This window comes from Nocardiopsis listeri NBRC 13360 (assembly GCF_001570765.1).
Taxonomy (GTDB): domain Bacteria; phylum Actinomycetota; class Actinomycetes; order Streptosporangiales; family Streptosporangiaceae; genus Nocardiopsis; species Nocardiopsis listeri.
Map to the genome: position 1 here is coordinate 20,001 of NZ_BCSH01000069.1, position 21,249 is coordinate 41,249.

Below are 21,249 nucleotides of genomic sequence, written 5' to 3' on the forward strand. Positions count from 1 at the left end.
AAGACACCCGCCACCACATGGGGAGAACTCCCGCTTTCCACCGTGGGGACACGGCTCCGGCGCCCCCGCGGCTAAGACGTGCGAGACGCCGCTCGAGCCCTTCCCTCGGTGGTCTCAGGCCAGGCCCAGGTCGCGGGCGCGGGCGCCGGCGGTGGCCCGGTTGGGCACATCCAACTTGGTGAGGATGTTGGACACGTGCACGCTGGCGGTCTTGGGCGAGATGAACAGCGACTCGGCGATCCGGGCGTTGGTGGCGCCCTCGGCGAGCAGCCGCAGCACCTCCGTCTCCCGCGCCGTCAACCCCGCCGAACCGGGCATCGGCACGGCGGGGGAGAGACCGAGGCGTCGGGCCAACCCGTCGGCGGCCCGTTCCAACGCCACCGCCCCGCACGCGCGGGCACTCTCCCGTACCCGCCGGACGGGATCGGTGGCCGCGGCGCGATCACCGGCCACGGCGAGGGACTCGGCCCGCCGCAACCGGGCCCACCCCTGGTGCAGCGGCATCGGGACGGCCTCCCACGCCGACACCGCCCGCCCCCATTCCTCGACGGCCGCCGCCGGTCCCCGCGCGGCCTCGACCAGTCGGGCCCGACAATCGGCCCTCGACGCCCTCTGGACCGGGCCGTGCACCGGCATCCGCTCCACCGCGCGTGTGGTCCTCTCGACCGCTTCGAGTCCGCGTTCGCGCCGGGCCGTCTCGACCACGAGGGACAGCAGCGCCCAGCCGAACCCGGGGGAGTCGGGGAACTCCAGCCGGCGCAGCGCCTCGTCGGCCTCGGTGCGGGCGGCCGACAGGTCGCCCTCGGCCAGGTACACGTCCAGGTGTGCGGCGACCACCAACTGGGCCTGGTCCAGGCGTTCCACACTCAGCACCGACACCCGACCCAGACGCTCCAGGCTCTCCCGGGCCCTGGCCAGGTCCTCGTGTCCGAGCGCCTCGCGGGCCGCGGCGGTCTCGTCCAGCGCGACCAGGACCCGGGCCAGCAGGCTCGTCAGGAAGACCCGGTGCATCGGGGTGGACGCGCGAGGGGCCGCCCCCTCGATCACCTCCCTGGCCCGCTGTAGACGGCCGGTGTCGTAGAACACCTCCGCCCGGTTCTGCAAGGTGAAGCCGTTGTGCAGGCTCGCCGAACCCCGCTCGTGCTGGTACCGCAGGGAACGTTCCAGCAACTCCATCGCCTCGTCGGTGCGCCCCTGCTCGCGCAGGTAGTGGGCGAGGTTCCCGCTGGCGCGCGCCTCCATCGCCGGGTCGCCGATCTCACGACCCAACCTCAGGGACCGCTCCAACAGGGGTCTGCCCTGCTCGCCCAGACCGCGACTCATGTACACCGAGCCGAGCGAGACCAGTGCCGCCGCCTCCGCCGAGCGGTCCCCGTCCCCCCGGGCCACCTCCAGGGCGCGCTCGGACAACGACACCGCCGACAACCCCGGCCCGAGGGTCTCCCGTGGGCGGAACATGCTCTCGCGCGCCACGATCGAGAGGGTGCGTCCGTACCCGGGCATGTGCGGCGGATGGAGTCGCAGAGCTTCGGCCAGGTCCGCTTCCGCTCCCTCGGCCACGCACTGGGTCCGGGCCTGCCCACGACAGCGCAGCAGCAGCGAACGCAGGGCCAGGTCATCCTCGTCGGGGCCCTCGGGTACGTCGGGCAGCGCCGCGTCGCACAGTTCCCAAGCGCGTTCGGGTCGTCCGCTCTGCAACGCGGCCAGCGCGGCGTCGGCGCGCACCCGGGCCAGGGGACGGCCACCGACCGCCTCGCGTGCCTGGGGCACTCGGTCCCACAGGACGAGCACCCGCTCCAGCACGGCCAACTGCTCGCCGAAGGCCAGGACCTCCCCGGCGCGCACCGCCGCGTTCCAGGCCGCGGCCAGGGCCAAGGGTAGTTCGTTCGCGGCCTGGTAGTGGTGGGCCTGCTCGGCGGCGCGGCGTTCGCCGGGCACCGCGTCGCTGTGTTCGTCCAGGTCCCGAGCGAAGCGCAGGTGCAGTCTCGAACGCGCGCCCGGCAGCAGCGAATCGTGTACCGCCTCGCGCAGCAGGGCGTGCCGGAAGCGATAGCCGTCCCCGCTGATCCGTAGGAGTCGGGCGTCCACGAGCCCTTGGAGGGCCTCCTCCAGGCTCTCCTCGGACAGGTCGGTCACCCGCAGCAGTGGTTCATGGCCCACCTCCCCGGAGAGCGCGCCGACCGAGGCGGCGCGCAGCACCCGGGCCCAGGGGGCGGGCAGCCGGCGCACGGGCGCCAGCAGCAGGTCGCGGAAGTGTTCGGGGACCGGGGAGGACGCCTCGTCATCACCGGCCAGCGCCTCCACGTACAGGGGGATGCCGTCGCTGCGCCGGTACAACTCGTCCAGTCTCCGAGCGTCCAGGACGTCGCCGGTGAGGGCGTGCGCTTGGTGTGCGACCTCTTGCCGGGTGAGCGGGGCCAGGTCCAGGCGGGTCACCTCGGGCAGGCGTTCCAGCTCGGGCAGTAGCAGGCGCAGCGGGTGCGCGCCGTCCAGTTCGACGAACCGGTGGGTGGCGACGATCTGGACCCCGGGCCGGTCCAGCGCCCGGACCAGGAAGACCAGCAGGTCACGGGTGGCGCCGTCGGCCCAGTGCAGGTCCTCCAGGACCAGGGTCAGGCCTGCCTCCCCGGTCGGCCCCGAAGGCTCGGCCAGTGATCGGATCAGCGTCAGCACCTGGTCGAAGAGCACGCCACGGGACTCGGGACGCTCGGTGGGGATCGTCCCCAGCTCGGGCAGGATCCGGGCGAGCTCGCCCACCCCACCGTCGGTGGCGAGCTCGAAGACACCGCGGCCCCGTTCTCGCAACACCTGACGCAGCAGCGTGGTGAACGGGGCGTAGGCCAGACCGTCCACGCCCAGTTCCAGACAGCCGCCCGCGAACACGGTCCCGGCCGGCAGGGTGGCCGCGAACTCGGTGACCAGGCGGGTCTTGCCCACACCGGCGTCGCCGCCGATCATCACCGTCGCCGAGGCCCGGGTTCGGCAGTGGCCGGTGTGCGCGGACAGGGCGCGGAGTTCCTCCGCGCGGCCGGCGAGTCGTGTGGTGGTCGCGGGCAGCAGGGGCATGTCGGTCATTATGTCCCCACCACGAAGGTGGGTCAGGTGCCGGTGGAACGACGGGATCGGCGTTCGGCCCGGCGGGCCGAACGGATGCGGCGCCGCTCCCACAGGACCTCTCGGACCTGAAGGTGCTCCAACACCACCTTCGGTCCGGGGCGGTCGACGTAGCTCCGCAGGGTCTCGAACTGGAACATGGGGCTCCCCTTCTCTCTTTGGCGGTCGACTCTCGGCCGCCGTGGGTCACACGTTCGATCTGAGAGGGCGGCCCGCGCATCGGGAGAGATTCGTACCTTGTGCGTCCTCCGCCCGGTGGACGCGGAGGTCACGGAACCAAGGGGCCGTTCCCGGATCTAAGAGGGCACTTCGGGTGGTGAGGCGGTGGTGTGCGGCGACGAGGGTGTGTCACGAACCGTAATCCAACTAGTACTCGTAGTTGTCTTGAGGTGTCACACAGCGCGAAACAGTGAGACCGGGAGACATGGGATGGATCTGGCCGTTTTCGAGGGTGTTCGTGGATGTGGTCGAACGAGAGGGTCCGGGCGGGCGGTGGTCGGCGCGGTCACCGGGGTCGCCGCCGCGGCGCTGTTGACCGCCCCGGCCTCCGCCGATGGTGAGGAAGGGGTCGGGGTCGACGCGGCGCTCGTCGAGCTGGCCCTGTCCGGGGCGCCCGAGCCGCCGCCGGCGGGGGAGGAGTTCGTCTACCGGGCGACGGTCGCCAACGACGGCGGTGGGGAGGTGGAAGGAGGTCTGCTCGCCCAGCACGTGCCCGAACCCCTGGAGGTGGTCGAGGTCGGTCAGGGTGGGGTGTTGGAGGAGGGCGTCGCCAACTGGCGGGTCGATGTCCCGGAGGGTGGAGAGTCCGAGTTCACCGTGCGGGTTCGAGTGCCGGAGGAAACATCGGAGGAGGCGCGCGTGGTGAGCACGGCGTGCCTGCTGCTGGAGCGGGACGACGAACCCTCGGCCTGCGCCAGTGACACGCTCTTGGTCGCCGAACCCACGGTGCTGTCCAAGGTGGGGGCGGCCATCGACCGTGAGGCGGTGGTGCGCGCGGTGGGGGTGGGGGTCCTGATGCTGATGGTCTGGCTGCTGTGGCGCCAGTGGCGCCGATGGGGAACCCCGCAGTACGGCTGAGCGTTGGCCCCACCGGGTCGGTGGTCCGATCGTTACGTCAGGGTGTCATGAAAGTGGGGGTGAGAACTACGTCGCGTAGTAGTCTGTCGGCATGGACTTTCTCTACTCCGCGCTCGTCTTCCTGCACATGATCGGCCTGGCCGGCATCATCGCCGGTTTCCTGATGCAGCTGATGACCGACAACGTCAAGGCCACCAAGGTGCTGCTGCACAGCTCCCTGCTCCAGTTCGTCACCGGGCTGCTCCTGGTGGGGGTCGCCGAGATGGCCGATCTCGGCGACATCGACCACATGAAGATCGGCGTCAAGCTCGTCATCTCCCTCGCCGTGGTGGTGGTCGGTGTCCTCAACCTCCGCAAGCCCGCCAAGAACCTGGCGATCATCGCCGGGGTGCTCGCCATCGTCAACATCGGCGTGGCGGTCTTCTGGTAGGGCGTGGGCGTCGGGCGCCCGCGACCCCGCCCGTGAGGGGTCGTTCCGCCGGTGGCGGGTCGGAGTGCACCGACCCGCCACCGGCTTTTTCGTGTCCGCCCACGGTTCACCACGACGCTGACTTTCAGAAAACTTGCAAGAGCTTTCAGTGAGGTCAGCGGTGGGAAGCCGCTCATTGGTCGAAAAGCATCGGTTCACAAGGGCAAGACTGCGTGTTACCTTCGTCACTCCTACGCAAACTCTTGCAGAATATGCAAGAGATTGGTGGTGGGGCAGCGTGGCCCCATCGCGGAACCTCCCCCAAGGAGCGCACATGAGAACGTCCCGACTCGGCGCCCTCGCAGGCGCCGTGGTGCTGGGAGCCGGCCTGCTGGCGGCCTCCGGACCCGCGATCTCCCAGGAAGTACCCGAGGCGGCCCCCGTCTCCGACGCGACCCCCGCCGCCGAGGGCTCGGGCGACACCATCGTCCACCTGTTCCAGTGGAACTGGGACTCCGTCGCCGCCGAATGCGCCGACTTCCTCGGCCCCAACGGCTACGGCGGCGTGCAGGTGTCCCCGCCCCAGGAACACGTCGTCGTCCCCTCCTCCGAGGGCGGCGAATACCCCTGGTGGCAGGACTACCAGCCGGTGTCCTACAGCATCGAGAACACCCGGCGCGGCACCGCCGAGGAGTTCGAGGACATGGTCGACACCTGTGCCGACAGCGGCGTCCGCATCTACGTCGACGCCGTCATCAACCACATGACCGGCCCACGTGAGGCCGACCTGCCCGGCAGCGCCGGCACCGAGTGGGAACAGTACGAGTACCCCGACCTGTTCGGCGACGGCCAGGACTCCTACTCCTACGACGACTTCGGCCCCTGCTACGACACCATCGAGAACTGGAACGACAAGGACGAGGTGCAGAACTGCCAACTCCTCGACCTAGCCGACCTGGACACGGGATCGGACCACGTACGCGCCCAGATCGTTCGTTACCTCAACGGACTGGTCGACATGGGCGTCGGAGGCTTCCGCGTGGACGCCTCCAAGCACGTCCCCGAGGAGGACATGGGCGCCATCATCGGCTCCCTGAACGAGGTGCCCGGCTTCGGCGGCGCCCCGCACGTCTACCACGAGGTCATCGGCGACGCCACGGTCCCCTACACCGCCTACACGCCCTACGGGCAGGTCACCAACTTCGACTACCAGCGCGACATCGCGAGCAGTTTCGCCGACGGTGACATCGCGAACCTGACCTCGATGCCCGACCACGGCGGACTCACCTCCGACGAGGCCGTGGTCTTCATCGACAACCACGACACCCAACGGTACGAACCCGCCCTGACCCACGTGGACGGCGACCGCTACTACCTCGCGACCGCCTTCATGCTCGCCCACCCCTACGGAACCCCCGTGGTGATGTCGAGCTACGACTTCCAGGGCAACGAGGCGGCGGGACCGCCCAGCGTCGGCGAGGTCGACGGAAACCCGGCCGGTCGGGTCACCGCGGACAGCGACTGTGCCTCGGAAGAGTGGATCTGCGAGCACCGTGAGGAGACCGTCGGCGGCATGGTCGCGTTCCGCAACGCGGTGCAGGGCGCCGAACTGGCCGAACGCGCCACGGACGGTTCCGCGCGGGTGGCCTTCGACCGCGGTGACGCCGGTTTCGCCGCCTTCAACGCCACCGGTGAGAGCTGGTCGCTGACCGCCGCCACCTCCCTGCCCGACGGTGAGTACGACAACGTCGCCGGTTCCGGCGGTGCCACGGTCTCCGGCGGAGAGGTCACCGCGACCGTCCCGGCCGAGGGAGCCCTGGCGTTGCACGTGGGCGGCGAGTGCGTCGAGGACTGCGACGGTGGCGGCGACCCGGGAGACCCCGGCGAGCCCGGTGACCCGGACACCATCACCGCCACGGTCGACACCGAGTTCGGCCAAGAGGTGTACGTGGTCGGTTCCACCCCCGAGCTCGGTTCGTGGGAGCCCGCCGACGGAGTGGCGCTGAACACCGACGCCGACACCTACCCCCAGTGGACCGGCACCGTCACCATCGAGGCCGGCACCGAGTGGAAACTGGTCAAGGTCGGCCCCGACGGAAGCGTCGAGTGGGAACCCGGGGACAACCGGGTCGGTCCCTCCACCAGCGTCGACTGGGGCCGAATCTGATCCGATGACCCACTGGGAAGGGCCGCCCACCCCGGCCCGGCACCCCACGCGCACCCTCCTTCGCGCGTGGGGTGCCTTCGTCCTCGGGCCCTCGACACCTCGACGACGGTCAGGGTCAATCGTCGTAGAAGACCCGTTCCATGACCGAGCGGGCCCGACGGGTCGCGCGCAGGTACGCCTCGGTCAGCTGCTCGGCGGGGCCCACCGTCTCGGAATCCTCGTCCTCGTCCTCGGTCCGATACCCCATGGCCTCGGCCAGGGCCGCCCGTACCCGCAGGTCGGAAGGGAGCGAGTCGCCGCCCCGACCGCGCTCCAGCATCACCATGCCGCGTACTCGGGAGGCCAGCCGCCAGGCCTCCTCCAGCACCACGCCGTCGTCGGCGGCCAGCAGCCCGTGCGCCACGGCCACGCGCAGCGCCTCCAGGGTCCCGTTCACGCGCAGGTCCGGGTGTTCGTGGGCGTGCCGCATCTGGATCAGCTGGGCCACCCATTCCACGTCCGACAGCCCGCCCCGCCCCAGCTTCGTGTGCAGGGTCGGGTCGGCCCCGCGCGGCAACCGTTCGGCCTCCATCCGCGCCTTGAGCTTGCGGATCTCCAACACCGACGCGGAGTCGATCCCGCCCCGTGGGTAGCGCAACGGGTCGATCAGGGCGATGAAGGCCGAGCGCAGACCATGGTCGCCGGCGATCGGCCGGGCCCGCAGCAACGCCTGGCTCTCCCACACCTGCGACCAGCGACCGTAGTAGGCCGCGTAGGAGTCCAGGGTGCGCACCACCGGACCGCTCCGACCCTCCGGGCGCAGGTCGGTGTCCACCTTCAACGGCGGTTCCGCCTGCGGCATCTCCAACAACCGGGCCAGTTCCCGAACGATCGCCAACGCCTGCCTGGTGGCCGCACCGGTCTCCACCCCCGGCATCGGGTCGTGCACGTACATCACGTCGGCGTCGCTGGCGTAGGTCAGCTCACCGCCCCCGAACCGGCCCATCGCGATCACGCACACCCGGGTGAGCTCCTCACCGCCCGAGTCGGCCACCACCTTGGCGTAGGCGGCGCGCAGCGCGGCGTCGATGGTGACCGCGGCGATGTCGGTCAGCGCACCACCGACCTCCTCCACCGACGCCACCTCCAACAGGTCCGCCGATGCCGTTCGCAACAGCTCCCGGCGGCGCAACGCGCGCACCGCCGAGACCGCCTTCTCCGGGGTGTCGTACCGGCGCAGCGCGGCCTCCGCCTCCGCCACGAGCGTCTCGATCCGCCGACGCCGCAAGTGGGCGTCGTCGGCCAACGTCGCCACCGACTCGGGTGCGCGCAGCAGCAGTTCGGTCACGTAACGACTGGTGCCCAGCAACCACGCCATCCGCTCGGCCACCCGCACGTCGTCACGCAGCAGCCGCAGGTACCACGGGGTGGTGCCGAGCGCCTCGCTGACCTGACGGAACCCCAGCAGGCCCGCGTCCGGGTCGGGGGAGTCGGCGAACCAGCCCAACATCACCGGCAGCAACGTGCGCTGGATGGACGCCCGTCGGGACAGACCCGACGTCAACGACTCCAGGTGTCGTAGCGACCCGCGCGGATCGGCGAAGCCCAGGGCGCCCAACCGGTCGACGGCCTGCTCGGGGGACAGGCGCGCCTCCTCGTCGGGCAGCTTGGCGACCGCGTTCAGCAACGGCCGGTAGAACAGCTTCTCGTGCAGGCGCCGTACCTCCGCCGACACCCGCTTGCCCGCCCCGATCAGCTCCCGTACCGGATCCGCGAGGAACCCCAGCGCCCGACCCAACCGGCGCAGCTGCGCGGGACCGTCCTGGGTCTTCGGATCCGGCATCAGGTGGGTGCGGCGCAACCGCTCCAACTGCAGCAGGTGCTCCATCCGACGCAGGAACCGGTAGGCGTCGGTGAGTCCCGCCGCGTCCCTGCGTCCCACGTACCCGAACTCCGACAGCGCGGTGAGAGCCTGGAGGGTGTTGCCCGAACGCAGCCGGTCGTCGATACGGCCGTGCACCAGCTGCAACAACTGCACGGAGAACTCGATGTCGCGCAGACCGCCCGGGCCCAACTTCAGCTCGCGATCGGCCTCATCGGTGGGAATGTGCGCCACCACCCGGCGGCGCATCGCCTGCACGTCCTCGACGAAGTCCTTGCGGCCGGCGGCCTCCCACACCATCGGCGCGATCGCCTCGGTGTAGGCGCGGCCCAACGCCACGTCACCGGCGATGGGGCGGGCCTTGAGCAGCGCCTGGAACTCCCAGGTCTTGGCCCAGCGGTCGTAGTAGGCCACGTGGCCGGACAACGAGCGCACCAGGGGACCGTTCCGGCCCTCGGGCCGAAGCGCGGGGTCGACCTCCCACAGGGTGCCCTCGGTATCGGTCTCCGAAGGGATCCGCATCATCACCGTCGCCAGTCGGGTGGCCGCGCGCAACGCGTCCTGCTCGTCGGCGTCCCCGACGGGCTCCGCCACGAACACCACGTCCACGTCACTGACGTAGTTGAGTTCACGACCACCGCACTTGCCCATGCCGATCACGGCCAACCGGCACAGCTCGGCGTCCTCGGGCGACTCTGCCCGTGCCACCGCCAGCGCCGCGTCCAGCAGGGACGAGGCCAGGTCGGACAGCTCCGCGGCGACCTCCTCCACCGAGTTCACCTCGGTCAGGTCACGCCCGGCCAGACGCAGCAGCCGGCGACGGTAGGCCACGCGGATGGTGTGCCGCAGCGCCGTCCACGGCCCCTCGTCCGCGCCCTCGACCACCGCCGGGTCGGCGACGGGTACCGCGTCGTCGGGCCGGGCGCCCACGGTGTGCAACAGCCCCCGGCGCAGCTCCTCCGGCCGCGGGGTACGCGCGGCGTCGGCGCCCCGCAACTCCCGCCAGTCCTCGGGGTGGCGCACGAGGTGGTCGGTCAGCGCGGTGCTGGCGCCCAGGATCCGGCACAGCCGCGCTCGCAGGTCCGACTCCTGCCGCAGGGCGAGCAGCACGTCGTCGGGATCGGGGGAGACCTCCAGCACCCGGAGCAGACCCAACAGGGCCTGGTCCGGGTCGGCCGCCGCCGCGAGGGAGGTGAGGACCTCGGTGTCGGCTCCGGCGTCCAACCCGGCCTGTTCCACCAACCTCAGGGCCTTGGGGCTGTCGCTGAAACCACGCCGGGCGAGCGCGCCTGCCGTCATGTCGCTACTTCCGTCCCTTGCCACGCCTCAACCGTAGCCGTCCGCCCAGGGCGGATAGCATGCCCCGGTCACCTCTACACCCAAGGAGCGCACATGTCCGTTCTGGACGTCGAGATCGCCGCCCTCACCGGGGGCCCGGCCGGCCTGAACCGGTACCAGGGCAGGGCGGTGCTGGTCGTCAACGTCGCCTCTCGGTGCGGACTGACCCCGCAGTACGCGGTCCTGGAGAGGCTCCAGCGGAGCTACGCCGATCGGGGCCTCACCGTCCTGGGTGTGCCGTGCAACCAGTTCATGGGCCAGGAGCCCGGCACCCACGAGGAGATCGCCACCTTCTGCTCCACCACCTATGGGACGACCTTCCCCATGACGGAGAAGGTCGACGTCAACGGTGATGACCGTCATCCGCTGTACGCCGCCCTGGTGGAGACGGCCGACGCCGAGGGCCACACCGGCGACGTGCGCTGGAACTTCGAGAAGTTCCTCGTCGCCCCGGACGGCACCGTCGCGGCGCGTTTCGGCCCCCAGGTCGAACCGGACTCCGACGAGGTCACCAAGGCCATCGAGGCGGTTCTGCCGAACTGACCCTGAGCCCGAGGACGAGGGAGGCCACCGGCGACTTCGCCGGTGGCCTCCCTCGTGCCCGGAGCCCCGGACCAGGGTTCTGCTTCGTGCACCACGGGGGTACCCGTTCGAACGTCGTCAGGCCCTGTCCTCCGAAAACCCGAGGAGGTGCCGTGGGTTCCCGACTCCCAGGCGCCCGATCAAATGTCGTAGTACAGCTCGAACTCGCGCGGGTGCGGGCGCAGACGCAGGGAGTCGATCTCCTCGGTGCGCTTGAAGTCGATGTAGGTGTCGATCAGGTCCTTGGTGAAGACACCGCCCTCGAGCAGGAACTCGTGGTCGGCCTCCAAGGCCTCCAACGCCGCGTCCAGGGACGCGGGGACCGTCTCGATGCTCTCGGCCTCGGCCGGGGGCAGCTCGTACAGGTCCTTGTCGAGCGGCTCCGGCGGCTCGATCTTGTTCTTGACGCCGTCCAGACCCGCCATGAGCATGGCGGAGAAGGCCAGGTAGGGGTTGGCCGACGGGTCCGGCACCCGGAACTCGATGCGCTTGGCCTTGGGGTTGGAACCGGTGAGCGGCAGCCGGATGCAGGCCGAACGGTTGCGCTGGCTGTAGACCAGGTTGATCGGTGCCTCGTAACCCGGGACCAGGCGGTGGAAGGAGTTCACCGTCGGGTTGGTGAAGGCCAACAGCGCCGAGGCGTGCTTGAGCAGACCACCGATGTAGTGGCGCGCCGTGTCGGAGAGCTGGCCGTATCCGGACTCGTCGAAGAACAGCGGCTCGCCGTCCTTCCACAGGCTCTGGTGGCAGTGCATGCCGGAGCCGTTGTCGCCGAAGAGCGGCTTGGGCATGAAGGTCGCCGTCTTGCCCGCGGCGTTGGCGACGTTCTTCACGATGTACTTGTACAGCTGCACGTTGTCGGCGTGCTTGAGCAGGGTGCCGAACCTGATGCCGATCTCGGCCTGTCCCGCGGTGCCGACCTCGTGGTGCTGGAGCTCGACCTCGATGCCGGACCCGATGAGCGTCTTCACCATGTCGGAGCGCAGGTCGCTGTAGTGGTCGACCGGCTCGACGGGGAAGTAACCGCCCTTGAAGCGCGGACGGTAGCCACGGTTGCCGCCCTCGATCGCGGAGCCGGTGTTCCAGGCTCCCTCGATGGAGTCGATCTCGTAGTAGCCGGTGTTCGCGCTCGTCTTGAACTTGACGTCGTCGAAGATGTAGAACTCGGCCTCGGCGCCGAAGAAGGCGGTGTCCGCGACGCCGGTGCCGCGCAGGTAGGCCTCGGCCTTGCGGGCGATGTTGCGCGGGTCGCGGCTGTAGGACTCCAGCGTGAGCGGGTCGTGGACGAAGAACGTCATGTTCAGCGTCTTGTGCTTGCGGAACGGGTCCAGCACGCCGGTGCTCAGGTCCGGTAGCAACAGCATGTCGGACTCGTGGATGGCCTGGAAGCCGCGGATCGAGGAACCGTCGAACATCTGGCCGTCGGTGAAGGTGGACTCGTCCACGTTCTCGGTCGGGAGGGTCACGTGGTTCACGCCCCCGAACAGGTCCGTGAAACGGACATCGAGGAATGCGACGTCCTCGTCTCGGATGTAGGCGAGGACCTCATCGACGCTGCTGAACAAAACGGAACCTCCGTGCAGGTGGCTGAGACGGCGGATCGGTGGGGCCGCTCCATCGCGGGGCCCGTCGACCACACGCCGTCTCCCGGCTTCGCTCTCGAAGCTAGGAGTGCGTGGTTTCCACGCCATGTCTCGATTGTTTCTTGCATGTTACGGAGCGAGGCGATCGCGTTGGCGACCCCCACGGGCGGTGATTCCGCTTGTTTCAAGGGCGAATCGGTTCGTCGGCGTGGTTCGGGGGGTGACCGGTCCCACCCTGGTTCGCTGCCGGCGTCACACCGTGCGCGTCCACCCGGGTACGGACGTCCGTTACGTGCCTATACCGTGAAAACCATGAGTGACGAGAGCCGGTCCACCGCCGACCCCGACGACGACTTCCGCTACCGGGGGAACCGGCTCGGGCTGCCCGAGGAAGGCCCTCGGTCGGTGCCGGGCGTGGTCCGTCGACTCGTCGGACTGGCCCTGGACTGGGCCGTGGCGAGCCTCCTCGTTTGGGGGGCCATCAACGCGGGTCTGATCGGCAGGGAACTCGCGGCGGCCGCCGCGAGCGGTGGGGAACAGGAGGCCTTGGCCCTGACCAACTTCACCACCCTGTCCACCCTGGTGGTGTTCGCCGCTATGAGCATCCTGCTGCTGACCCTGTTCGGTACAACGATCGGGCGGCGGATCGTCGGCGTCGGGATCACGGCCACGGGAGAGCGCTCCTGGCCCTGGTTCGTGTCCATGACGGTGCGGACCCTGCTGTTGTGCCTGGTGATTCCGGCCGTGGTCTACGACCGTGACACACGTGGACTGCACGACCGGGCCGCAGGCACCATCGCGACCCGTTACTGAACCCTCACCGGACGCGTCGAACCGGCCCCGGGCGCGGTCGGGAAGCCGATCGGGCTGCTGTTAGCATCCCTGAACAGTATTTCTCCGGGGCCGCGAGCCTTCTGGCCGCCCTGACCCCGCCCCCTCCAAGGTCTTCTTCGCATCCGAAGGTTCGCATGGCTGGAAAACGTTCCGCCCCCCATTCGTCCGGTGCCGTGGGCGCCGCAAGACTGTCCGGTGGGCAGTGGGTCGCCTGTGTCGTCACGGCGTTGACCATCATCGCCAGTCTGGGCGGCTACGGCTGGTACCAGGGGTTGATCGGCAACATCACCACCACGCAGGTGGACACCGACGAATGGGATCGGCCCACCAGCGTCGAGGGGGTCATGAACCTCCTCATCATCGGGTCCGACGTGCGCTCGGGTGAGAACGCCGACTACGGCGAGGCCGAGGGCGAGCGCCCCGACACCATGCTCATCGCCAGCATCAACGTGGACAACGGCGCCGCCACCCTGGTCAACCTGCCCCGCGACCTCATGGTCGACCTGCCGGCCTGCGAAGCGGTGGAGGGCTACGAGGGCATGGGTGCCCACCAGGGCATGATCAACTCCGCGATGACCTTCGGCGGGGTGGGTTGCCAGTGGAACACCGTGGAGCAGGTGACCGGTGTGCACCTGGACCACTTCCTCATGATGGACTTCACCGGGTTCAAGGACATGGTGGACGCCCTGGGCGGGGTGCAGATGTGCATCCCCGAGCCCATCGACGACCCCAAAGCCCACCTGGAATTGGACGCCGGGCTCCAGTCGCTCGACGGTGAGGACTCCCTGGGCTTCGTGCGCTCGCGCTATGCCCAGGGCGACGGCAGCGACCTCTCCCGGATCGACCGCCAACAGGAGTTCATGGGCGCCATGCTGCGCGAGGTCCTCAGCAGCGACGTCATGACCAACCCGGTCACCATCACCAACTTCCTCGGCGCCGTGACCGACTCCATCAGCACCGACGACGACCTCACCGTCGACATCATGACCGACATGGCCATCTCCATGCGCGAGGTCGACCTGGAGCGGATCCAGTTCGTCACCGTCCCCAGCGGCGCCCATCCCGACGACGAGAACCGCATCATGATGAGCCAGCCCCAGGCCTCGGAGCTGTTCGAGGCGATCAACGCGGGTGTGGACTTGGCGGGCGAGGACGACGACACCTCCGACAACAAGGACGAGGCGGAGGGGAGGGAGACGGTCGACCCCGCCGACGTCTCGATCGAGGTCCTCAACAACACCGGCATCGACGGACTCGCTGTGGAGATCCAGGCCGTCCTGGTCCAGGAGGGCTACGTGGTCACCGGTAGGGGCAACCCCGTGCTGCGCACCCCCGAGGCCACCACGGTCTACCACGGTCCGGGCGAGGAGGCGGCGGCCGAACTGCTCGCCGGTTCGCTGGAGAACGCCGTGACCGAGGAGGCCGAGGGGCTGGAGCAGACCCTGGAGTTGGTCGCCGGGACCGACTGGAACGGTTTCTCCGGGAGTTCCTCCGCCGACACCGACCTGTCCATCACCGACGACCTGGGCGGCGTCACCGCCGAGGAGGACCAGGAGAGCGCCTGCTGAGGTGCTCGGTCCGGCCACCGAGCCCGATGACCGGAACGACGACCGGGGTCTGACACAGGGAGACCGTTCCGGTAGCATCCGGTGGGTTACGTCCGAGTACACCACCGCGGTCCCTCCCGTGGCGGTCCCCCTCCCGGACACTCCCACCTCTCTCGTGCCCCAGATCGGATCGCAGGTGCCCTCTTGGCCCCAAGAAACGTGTCCAAGGCCGCCGTCACAGGCAAGATGACCCTTGGGAAATGGGCGGCGTGCGTCGCGACCGGCGTGCTCATCGCCGCGAGTCTGGTCGTCTACACCGGTTACCAGGGGATCTTCGGCATCGACACCGAGGACGTGGATCCCGACGGCTGGGGCGACCGTCCCGCCCAGGTCGACGGACTGCACAACATCCTGCTGTTGGGCACCGACGAGCGCGCGGGGGACAACGCCGAGTACAACGAGCTCAACGGCATCCGTCCCGACGTCCTGGTCGTCGTCAGCATCGACGTGGACAAGGGCGGGGTGACGATGGTCAACCTCCCGCGTGACACGATGGTCGATATCCCCCCGTGCGAGGCGACGGAGGGGGAGGGCGCGGGCTGGGCGGGCGGCGTCGACCAGCTCAACCACGCCATGACCTACGGCGGGATGGACTGCCAGGGCAACACGGTGGAGACCATCACCGGGATCCACCTCGACCACATGGTCCTGGTGGACTTCGCCGGGTTCGAGCACATCGTCGACTCCATCGGCGGCATCGAGATGTGCGTTCCCGAGCCCGTGGACGATCCCAAGGCGCACATCGAGCTGGACGCGGGGGAGCAGAGGCTCAACGGGGAACAGGCACTCGGTCTGGCCCGTTCCCGGGACAGCGCGGCCAACGGCAGCGACCTGGGGCGCATCGAGAACCAGCAACGCATGATGGGCGCCATCCTGCGCGAGGTCACCTCCGGGGACATCCTGTCCAAACCCAACAACCTGATCGCCTTCCTGGACTCGGTCACCGACAGCCTCACCACCGACAGTGGGTTCACCGTCGACAAGATGACCGAGCTGGCCATCGCCATGCGCGAGGTCGACCTGGAGCGGATGAACATGGTCACCGCACCCGTCGAGGACTACCCGGCCGACCCCAACAAGGTGCAGTTCCAGGAGGCCGCCGCGCAGGACCTGTTCACCTCCGTGGCCGCAGGCGAGCTCACCGAGGAGGAGGGCTCCGAGGAAGCCGGGGACGACTCGGTCGGTGTGGAACCCTCCGACGTGTCCTTGCTGTTGCTCAACAACACGGGGGTCGATGGTCTGGGCGGTCAGGTCGAACCCCTGCTGGTCGAGGAGGGCTTCACGGTCACCGACACGACCAACCCCGAGCTGCGGGCCCCCGAGGCCACCACCGTCTACCACGGGCCCGACAAGGCCGAACACGCGGAGGTCCTGGCCGAGGCCGTCCAGGGCGGCGCGGAGATCGTGGAGGAACCCTCCCTGGGGGAGGACCTGGAGTTGGTCATGAGCGGCGGCTGGGAGGGCATCGCCGGTGCGGGCGCCGGCTCCGGTGGTGGTTCCAGCGTCGAGGACCTGGGTGGCACCAGCGCCGCGGAGGACAAGATCAGCTGCGATTGACCTCCTGATCCCCGGAGACGTCACGGGCCCGCGCTCATCGTGAGCGCGGGCCCGTTTCCTTCGCGCGACTTATCGTTTATCGTTAGTATCGACAAACGATAAGGAGGAGGCCATGTCCCCCCGAACCCGGACCCCGGGATTCCGTTTCCGTTGGAGCCGCACCGACTCCGTGGTCATGCAGGTCGTCCTGGGCCTCGGCCTGGCCCTGGTGGGCGCGACCACGGCGCTCTCCCTGCTGTGGGTCACCACCGGACTCTCCGTGGGCGGTGTCGGCCGGTCCGACCGGGTCACCGTGCAGCAACCGATGGAAGCCCCCGACACGGTCCCGGACGTCGAACTCTCGGTCGACGACGTCACGATCGCGGCCGAACCCACGATGACGCTCGTCTTCGAGGACCCGAGTACCGTGGAACGCCTGATGCTGGTGCTGCCCGCCCTGCTCGGTCAGGCCGCGGCCCTGGCGGTGCTCTACCTGGTCCTGCGGGTGATTCGCAGCCAGGGGAAGGGCGATCCCTTCGTCCCGGCCAACGCGCGGCGCGTCCACACGATCGCGTTCACCATCATCCTCGCGTCGATCCTGGTGCCCACCGCGCGGGGCCTGGCCGGACTCTTCCTTCAAGACGGGGTGGTCCCGGCCGAGGGCATGGTGCTCGTGGCCTTCGAACTCACCCTGGGGTCGGCCCCTCTGGTGGGGCTACTGGCCGGTCTGGTGCTGGCGGCCCTGGCCGAGGTGTTCCGTAGGGGGACGTGGATGCGCGACGACGTCGACGGACTCGTCTGATGCCACCGGAAGAGGCCACCGGCATCCGGATCCACCTGGACAAGCTCCTCGCCCAGCGCGGAATGACCCTCACCGAGCTGTCCGAACGGGTCGGCGTCACCGTGGTCAACCTGTCCGTGCTCAAGAACGAGCGGGCCAAGGCGATCCGCTTCTCCACCCTGGCCGCCCTGTGCCGGGAACTGGACTGTCAGCCCGGGGATCTGATCGGCCACGATCCGGGCCACTGAGGTCGCCCACGTGAACGGGGCCGCCGCACCGGTCGGTGCGACGGCCCCGTGGAAGGTCCGTTGACGGGGGCGGAGGCGGCCCGGGTCAGCCCATCTTGCCGCGCATGCCCTTCGGCATCTTGGCGCCCTTGGGCATGGGGCCCTTGGGCATCTGCATCGCGGCCGGAAGCGCCTTGAGGCGGTAGTTCAGCTCGGCGGTGCCGGACTTGTCCAGGTTGCGGGGCAGCTTCACCAGGGTCCGCTGGAGCTTGGAGACGGGCACCTGGTCCTCGCCGTTGCCGACCTTGAAGTCGTAGATGGGCGTGTCGTTGGCCACGCGCGACACCCGCTTCTTCTCACCGGCGATGAGACCGCGCAGACGACCCGGGTCGCCCTCGCCCACCAGGACCACGCCGGGGCGGCCCACCACGCGGTGGACGACGTCCATCTGCTTGTTCGCGGCCACACCGGGCTCGACCACCCAGTTGCCGCGCATGTTCTCCAGGATCGCCATGCCGGCGCCCAGCCGGCCGTCGAGCATCTTGTACTGCACCTTCTGGGCGGACCGGGTGAACATGATGAACCCGACCAGGAAGGCGATCGGCAGACCGGTCAGCGGCCAGATGATCCAGGAGCCGGTCCAAACGCCGATACCGATGAAGACGGCGAAGATCACGAGCGCGACGGTGATCGCGAGCGGAATCGTGCGCGGGCTCTGCTGATGGACGACCTTGGCGACCATGCCGATCTGCTTCAACCGGCCCGGCTGCTTCTCGCCACCCTTACCGGCGGACGTGGTGTCGGACTTCTTCGCCATGGTTCTTTCAGGCAGCGCACACCGAGTGACTCGGTGGGGAAGGGTCCCTCTGCTGCCTTGCCTCCTCTACACGGTCGACCTTCGGTGCGGCGCCTTGTCGGCGCCACGAACAGGGCGCCTCGGAACCACCAGGATATGCGTCCGAGCACCCACATACGGAACGGTGGCCCGCGGGCCACCGTTCCAGGTTGGTCACGACTGTGACGAAACGTTCGTTATGCGTTGTTCGTGGCCGCCGCGGCCTGGGCCTCACGCTTCTCGCGCGCCTGCTTGTACAGGGTGCCCGCGCGGTAGGACGAACGCACCAGCGGACCGGACATGACACCGGCGAAACCGATCTCCTCGGCCTCCTTGCCCAGCTCCACGAACTCCTGCGGCTTCACCCAACGGTCGATCGGGTGGTGCAACTTGGAGGGACGCAGGTACTGGGTGATGGTGAGCAGGTCACAGCCGGCCTCGTGCAGGTCGCGCATGGCCTCGCTGATCTCCTCACGGGTCTCGCCCATGCCCAGGATCAGGTTCGACTTGGTGACCAGGCCGTCCTCTCGGGCCATGGTGATGACGTCCAGGGAGCGCTGGTAGCGGAAGCCCGGACGGATGCGCTTGAAGATCCGCGGCACCGTCTCCACGTTGTGCGCCAGCACCTCCGGACGCGAACCGAACACCTCGGCCAGCTGATCGGGGTCGGCGTTGAAGTCCGGGATGAGCAGCTCGACGCCGGTGTCGGGGTTGAGCTCGTGGATCTTGCGGACCGTCTCGGCGTACAGCCAGGCGCCGCCGTCCTCCAGGTCGTCACGGGCCACACCGGTGACGGTGGCGTAGCGCAGCTCCATCTTCTGGACGGAGGTGGCGACCTTGGTCGGCTCCATCTTGTCCAGGGCGGTGGGCTTTCCGGTGGCGATCTGGCAGAAGTCGCAGCGGCGGGTGCACTGGTCACCACCGATGAGGAACGTGGCCTCCCGGTCCTCCCAGCACTCGTAGATGTTGGGGCAGCCCGCCTCCTGACAGACGGTGTGCAGGCCCTCGCCCTTGACCAGGGACTGGAGCTCGGTGTACTCCGGCCCCATGTGCGCCTTGATCTTGATCCACGGCGGCTTTCTCTCGATGGGGGTCTCGCTGTTGCGCGCCTCCACGCGCAGCAGCTTGCGGCCCTCAGGAGCGATGGTCAACGCGAACCCGTTCCCTTCTGTACCCCTGTGACGGGGACCCTCGCGCCCCTTGTGGGGGCGGTACGTCCCGGTGGGGACTGGCTCATGGTGTGGACTGTCATGCTCGGGCGGTGGCGTCGGAGAGCAGCTCGGCGCCGTCGGTGTGGCTGAATTCCGCCGCGTGGAGCACGTCGGCCAGGTGCCGTTCGAGGCGCGGTCGCACGTCGGCGACGGTGACGGCGCGCCCCAGTTCGTTGGTGAGCGAGGTGACCCCCGCGTCGGCGATCCCGCAGGGGACGATCCGGTCGAACCACGACATGTCATTGTCGCAGTTGAGGGCGAGTCCGTGCATACCGACCCCACGGGCGATCCGACAACCGATCGCGGAGATCTTGCGTTCGACGAGACCGCGCTCGGGATCGGCCTCCAACCACACTCCGCTGCGACCCTCCACGCGCCTACCGGTGAGACCGTACTCCGCGATGGTGCGGATGACGGCCTCCTCCAGCGAGCGGACGTAGGCGATCACGTCGATGGGCTGGTCCAGCTTGACGATGGGGTACACCGTGAGCTGTCCGGGGCCGTGCCAGGTGATCTTGCCGCCTCGATCGATGTCCACGACGGGTGCGCCAGGGTCGGTGATGGGACGATCCCACCTCCCGGTGCGTTTGCCCGCGGTGTACACGGGCTCGTGTTCGAGGAACAGGACGGTGTCGGGCAGCTCGTCGGCGACGCGGCTCTGGTGGAGTCGCTTCTGCAGATCCCAACCCTGGTGGTACGGGACGGGAGTGTCGCCCAGCCATGCGTAAACGAGATCACTCACACCCCCACCTTACGCCCCGACGGAAGGGGCGGGTCGGGGCAGGATGTCGGAAAGCGCACTGTCGATGTCGGGCAGGAGGAAGGAATAGCCGGCCTTCTCCAGGCGTTCGGGTCGGGCTCTCAGGTCCACGAGCGCGCTCTCCTCGGTGAAGCCGCCCAGGGCCAGGCGCACCGCGGGCTGGGGGAAGGGCACGACGGCGGGACGTCCCAGGGTCCTGGCGAGTGCCCGGGTGAAATCGGCGTTGCTCACCGGTTCGGGCGCGCACAGGTTCACCGGTCCGGTCACCTCCGGCCGCTCCAGCAGGAATCGGATGGCGCCGATCTGGTCGACCAGCGAGATCCACGTCAGGTACTGGGTGCCCGACCCCAGTCGACCGCCGAGGCCTACGCGGTACAGAGGCAACAGGGAGCGGAGTATGCCGCCCTCCCGGGCCAGGACCACCCCGCTGCGCAGGTGGGCCACCGACATTCCGGCCTCTTGCGCGGGGAGCGTGGCCTCCTCCCAACCCCGGCACAGTTCGGCGAGGAAGCCCATGCCGGCGGGGCCGTCCTCGGTGGCCACGGCGTCGCCGGTCGCACCATAGAAGTGGGTGCCCGAGGCGCTCAGCAGACGCCTGGGCGGATGCCGCATCCCGGCCAGGGCCCCGGCACAGGCCCAGGGTGCCCTCCACCCGGCTGCGACGGATGAGACGGCGCCGACGTCGAGTCCACAACCCGGGTCCGAAGGGTTCACCGGCCAGGTGGACGACGGTCTCGGTCCCGGCCAGGGCAACGGAGTCCACCCGCCCCAGCTGGGCACGCCATTCGGCCTCCTCCAGACCGGGCGTCTCGCTCCGTCGCGGAGGGCGCCGGACCAAGGCCACCACCGTGTGTCCGTCCGCCAGCAGGGAGGCGGTCAGCGCGCGACCGACCATCCCGGTCGCACCCGTGATCGCCACTCTCATGCCCAGGGGTTTACCCGCTGGTAGGAGACCACTCGAAGTTTTCTCGACCTTTTTCGGCGAAAGCCCTGCGCGGGGTCCCCGGGTCTTCTAGGTTGAGTCGTGGGACAGGGAACTCCGCGTCAGCGCGGAGATACCCTGGGCGATCCTCGGATCGTCCAGGTGGGCGCGAGCCCGCACAGACCTTTGATGATGGGGATCATCAGGGGATGGTGATTGGTGGGGTAGAAAGGCGGGGCGGTGTCGGAAACGGCACCGCCCCGCTTCTGTGTCCTTTTGCGCCTCCGCTATGGCAATCCCGTGGTCGAGGAGGGGATCGCCGGGCCAGGTGGTGCCTGGATGAGTGATCCCAAGGGGTAGGCGTGGTGGTGGGGGTGTGGGGTGTGTGGGTGGGGCGCCTGAGGT

General features: G+C 69.2%; 16 protein-coding genes and 1 pseudogene. 9 read left to right on the top strand and 8 right to left on the bottom strand.

The window, feature by feature from the left end; genetic code table 11:
* Positions 1-114: 114 nt before the first annotated feature.
* Positions 115-3,075 (bottom strand): ATP-binding protein, encoded by a 2,961-nt coding sequence (locus tag NLI01S_RS19975; protein ID WP_067606858.1) that lies wholly within the window; start codon positions 3,073-3,075, stop codon positions 115-117.
* A 23-nt stretch (positions 3,076-3,098) separates the two neighbouring features.
* A complete protein-coding gene (locus tag NLI01S_RS25835) occupies positions 3,099-3,254 on the bottom strand; it encodes a hypothetical protein (RefSeq protein ID WP_157091084.1) in 156 nt (51 codons plus the stop codon).
* Positions 3,255-3,543: 289 nt separating this feature from the next.
* On the opposite strand from NLI01S_RS25835, the gene NLI01S_RS19980 reads away from it, so the two are divergent.
* The 3 genes from NLI01S_RS19980 to NLI01S_RS19990 all read left to right on the top strand — a co-directional run bounded on the left by NLI01S_RS19980 (position 3,544) and on the right by NLI01S_RS19990 (position 6,767).
* Positions 3,544-4,191 (top strand): hypothetical protein, encoded by a 648-nt coding sequence (locus NLI01S_RS19980; protein WP_067606859.1) that lies wholly within the window; start codon positions 3,544-3,546, stop codon positions 4,189-4,191.
* Positions 4,192-4,282: 91 nt separating this feature from the next.
* Positions 4,283-4,621 carry a hypothetical protein gene (locus NLI01S_RS19985; RefSeq protein ID WP_067606860.1) on the top strand — a complete coding sequence of 113 codons (339 nt, stop codon included), beginning with the start codon at positions 4,283-4,285 and terminating at the stop codon, positions 4,619-4,621.
* A 313-nt stretch (positions 4,622-4,934) separates the two neighbouring features.
* Entirely contained in the window at positions 4,935-6,767 is a 1,833-nt protein-coding gene (locus NLI01S_RS19990; RefSeq protein ID WP_067606864.1) for a carbohydrate-binding module family 20 domain-containing protein, read from the top strand.
* Positions 6,768-6,882: 115 nt separating this feature from the next.
* Here the strand turns inward: NLI01S_RS19990 and NLI01S_RS19995 are convergent, their stop codons facing one another.
* Positions 6,883-9,927 carry a bifunctional [glutamine synthetase] adenylyltransferase/[glutamine synthetase]-adenylyl-L-tyrosine phosphorylase gene (locus tag NLI01S_RS19995; protein ID WP_067606866.1) on the bottom strand — a complete coding sequence of 1,015 codons (3,045 nt, stop codon included), beginning with the start codon at positions 9,925-9,927 and terminating at the stop codon, positions 6,883-6,885.
* Between the two features lie 93 nt (positions 9,928-10,020).
* Between NLI01S_RS19995 and NLI01S_RS20000 the strand changes: the two genes are divergently transcribed.
* A complete protein-coding gene (locus NLI01S_RS20000; protein WP_067606868.1) occupies positions 10,021-10,509 on the top strand; it encodes a glutathione peroxidase in 489 nt (162 codons plus the stop codon).
* A 179-nt stretch (positions 10,510-10,688) separates the two neighbouring features.
* Here NLI01S_RS20000 and glnA read toward each other — a convergent pair whose 3' ends face one another.
* Positions 10,689-12,113: a type I glutamate--ammonia ligase gene (glnA, locus tag NLI01S_RS20005; RefSeq protein ID WP_067606873.1), complete on the bottom strand. Its 1,425-nt coding sequence runs from the start codon at positions 12,111-12,113 to the stop codon at positions 10,689-10,691.
* Between the two features lie 330 nt (positions 12,114-12,443).
* On the opposite strand from glnA, the gene NLI01S_RS20010 reads away from it, so the two are divergent.
* The 5 genes from NLI01S_RS20010 (at position 12,444) to NLI01S_RS20030 (ending at position 17,137) form a co-directional block, all read left to right on the top strand.
* Positions 12,444-12,944 (top strand): RDD family protein, encoded by a 501-nt coding sequence (locus NLI01S_RS20010; protein ID WP_067606875.1) that lies wholly within the window; start codon positions 12,444-12,446, stop codon positions 12,942-12,944.
* A gap of 155 nt (positions 12,945-13,099) precedes the next feature.
* On the top strand, positions 13,100-14,533 hold the full coding sequence (locus NLI01S_RS20015; protein ID WP_067606877.1) for an LCP family protein: 1,434 nt from the start codon (positions 13,100-13,102) through the stop codon (positions 14,531-14,533).
* A 225-nt stretch (positions 14,534-14,758) separates the two neighbouring features.
* On the top strand, positions 14,759-16,129 hold the full coding sequence (locus tag NLI01S_RS20020) for an LCP family protein (protein WP_190318535.1): 1,371 nt from the start codon (positions 14,759-14,761) through the stop codon (positions 16,127-16,129).
* 112 nt (positions 16,130-16,241) lie between these two features.
* Positions 16,242-16,910 (top strand): DUF2975 domain-containing protein, encoded by a 669-nt coding sequence (locus NLI01S_RS20025; RefSeq protein ID WP_067606881.1) that lies wholly within the window; start codon positions 16,242-16,244, stop codon positions 16,908-16,910.
* Positions 16,910-17,137: a helix-turn-helix domain-containing protein gene (locus NLI01S_RS20030; protein WP_067606883.1), complete on the top strand. Its 228-nt coding sequence runs from the start codon at positions 16,910-16,912 to the stop codon at positions 17,135-17,137. Before NLI01S_RS20025 ends, NLI01S_RS20030 begins: the two co-directional genes overlap by 1 nt.
* A gap of 85 nt (positions 17,138-17,222) precedes the next feature.
* On the opposite strand, the gene NLI01S_RS20035 is transcribed toward NLI01S_RS20030, so the two are convergent.
* From NLI01S_RS20035 to NLI01S_RS20050, 4 genes and pseudogenes are all read right to left on the bottom strand, one after another.
* Complete coding sequence (locus NLI01S_RS20035; protein WP_067606885.1) at positions 17,223-17,933, bottom strand: DUF4191 domain-containing protein; 711 nt, start codon at positions 17,931-17,933, stop codon at positions 17,223-17,225.
* A 215-nt stretch (positions 17,934-18,148) separates the two neighbouring features.
* Positions 18,149-19,102: a lipoyl synthase gene (gene lipA / locus NLI01S_RS20040; RefSeq protein WP_067606887.1), complete on the bottom strand. Its 954-nt coding sequence runs from the start codon at positions 19,100-19,102 to the stop codon at positions 18,149-18,151.
* Positions 19,103-19,199: 97 nt separating this feature from the next.
* A complete protein-coding gene (gene lipB / locus NLI01S_RS20045) occupies positions 19,200-19,904 on the bottom strand; it encodes a lipoyl(octanoyl) transferase LipB (protein ID WP_067606889.1) in 705 nt (234 codons plus the stop codon).
* A 9-nt stretch (positions 19,905-19,913) separates the two neighbouring features.
* Positions 19,914-20,847: pseudogene (locus tag NLI01S_RS20050) on the bottom strand (TIGR01777 family oxidoreductase).
* Positions 20,848-21,249: the final 402 nt, after the last annotated feature.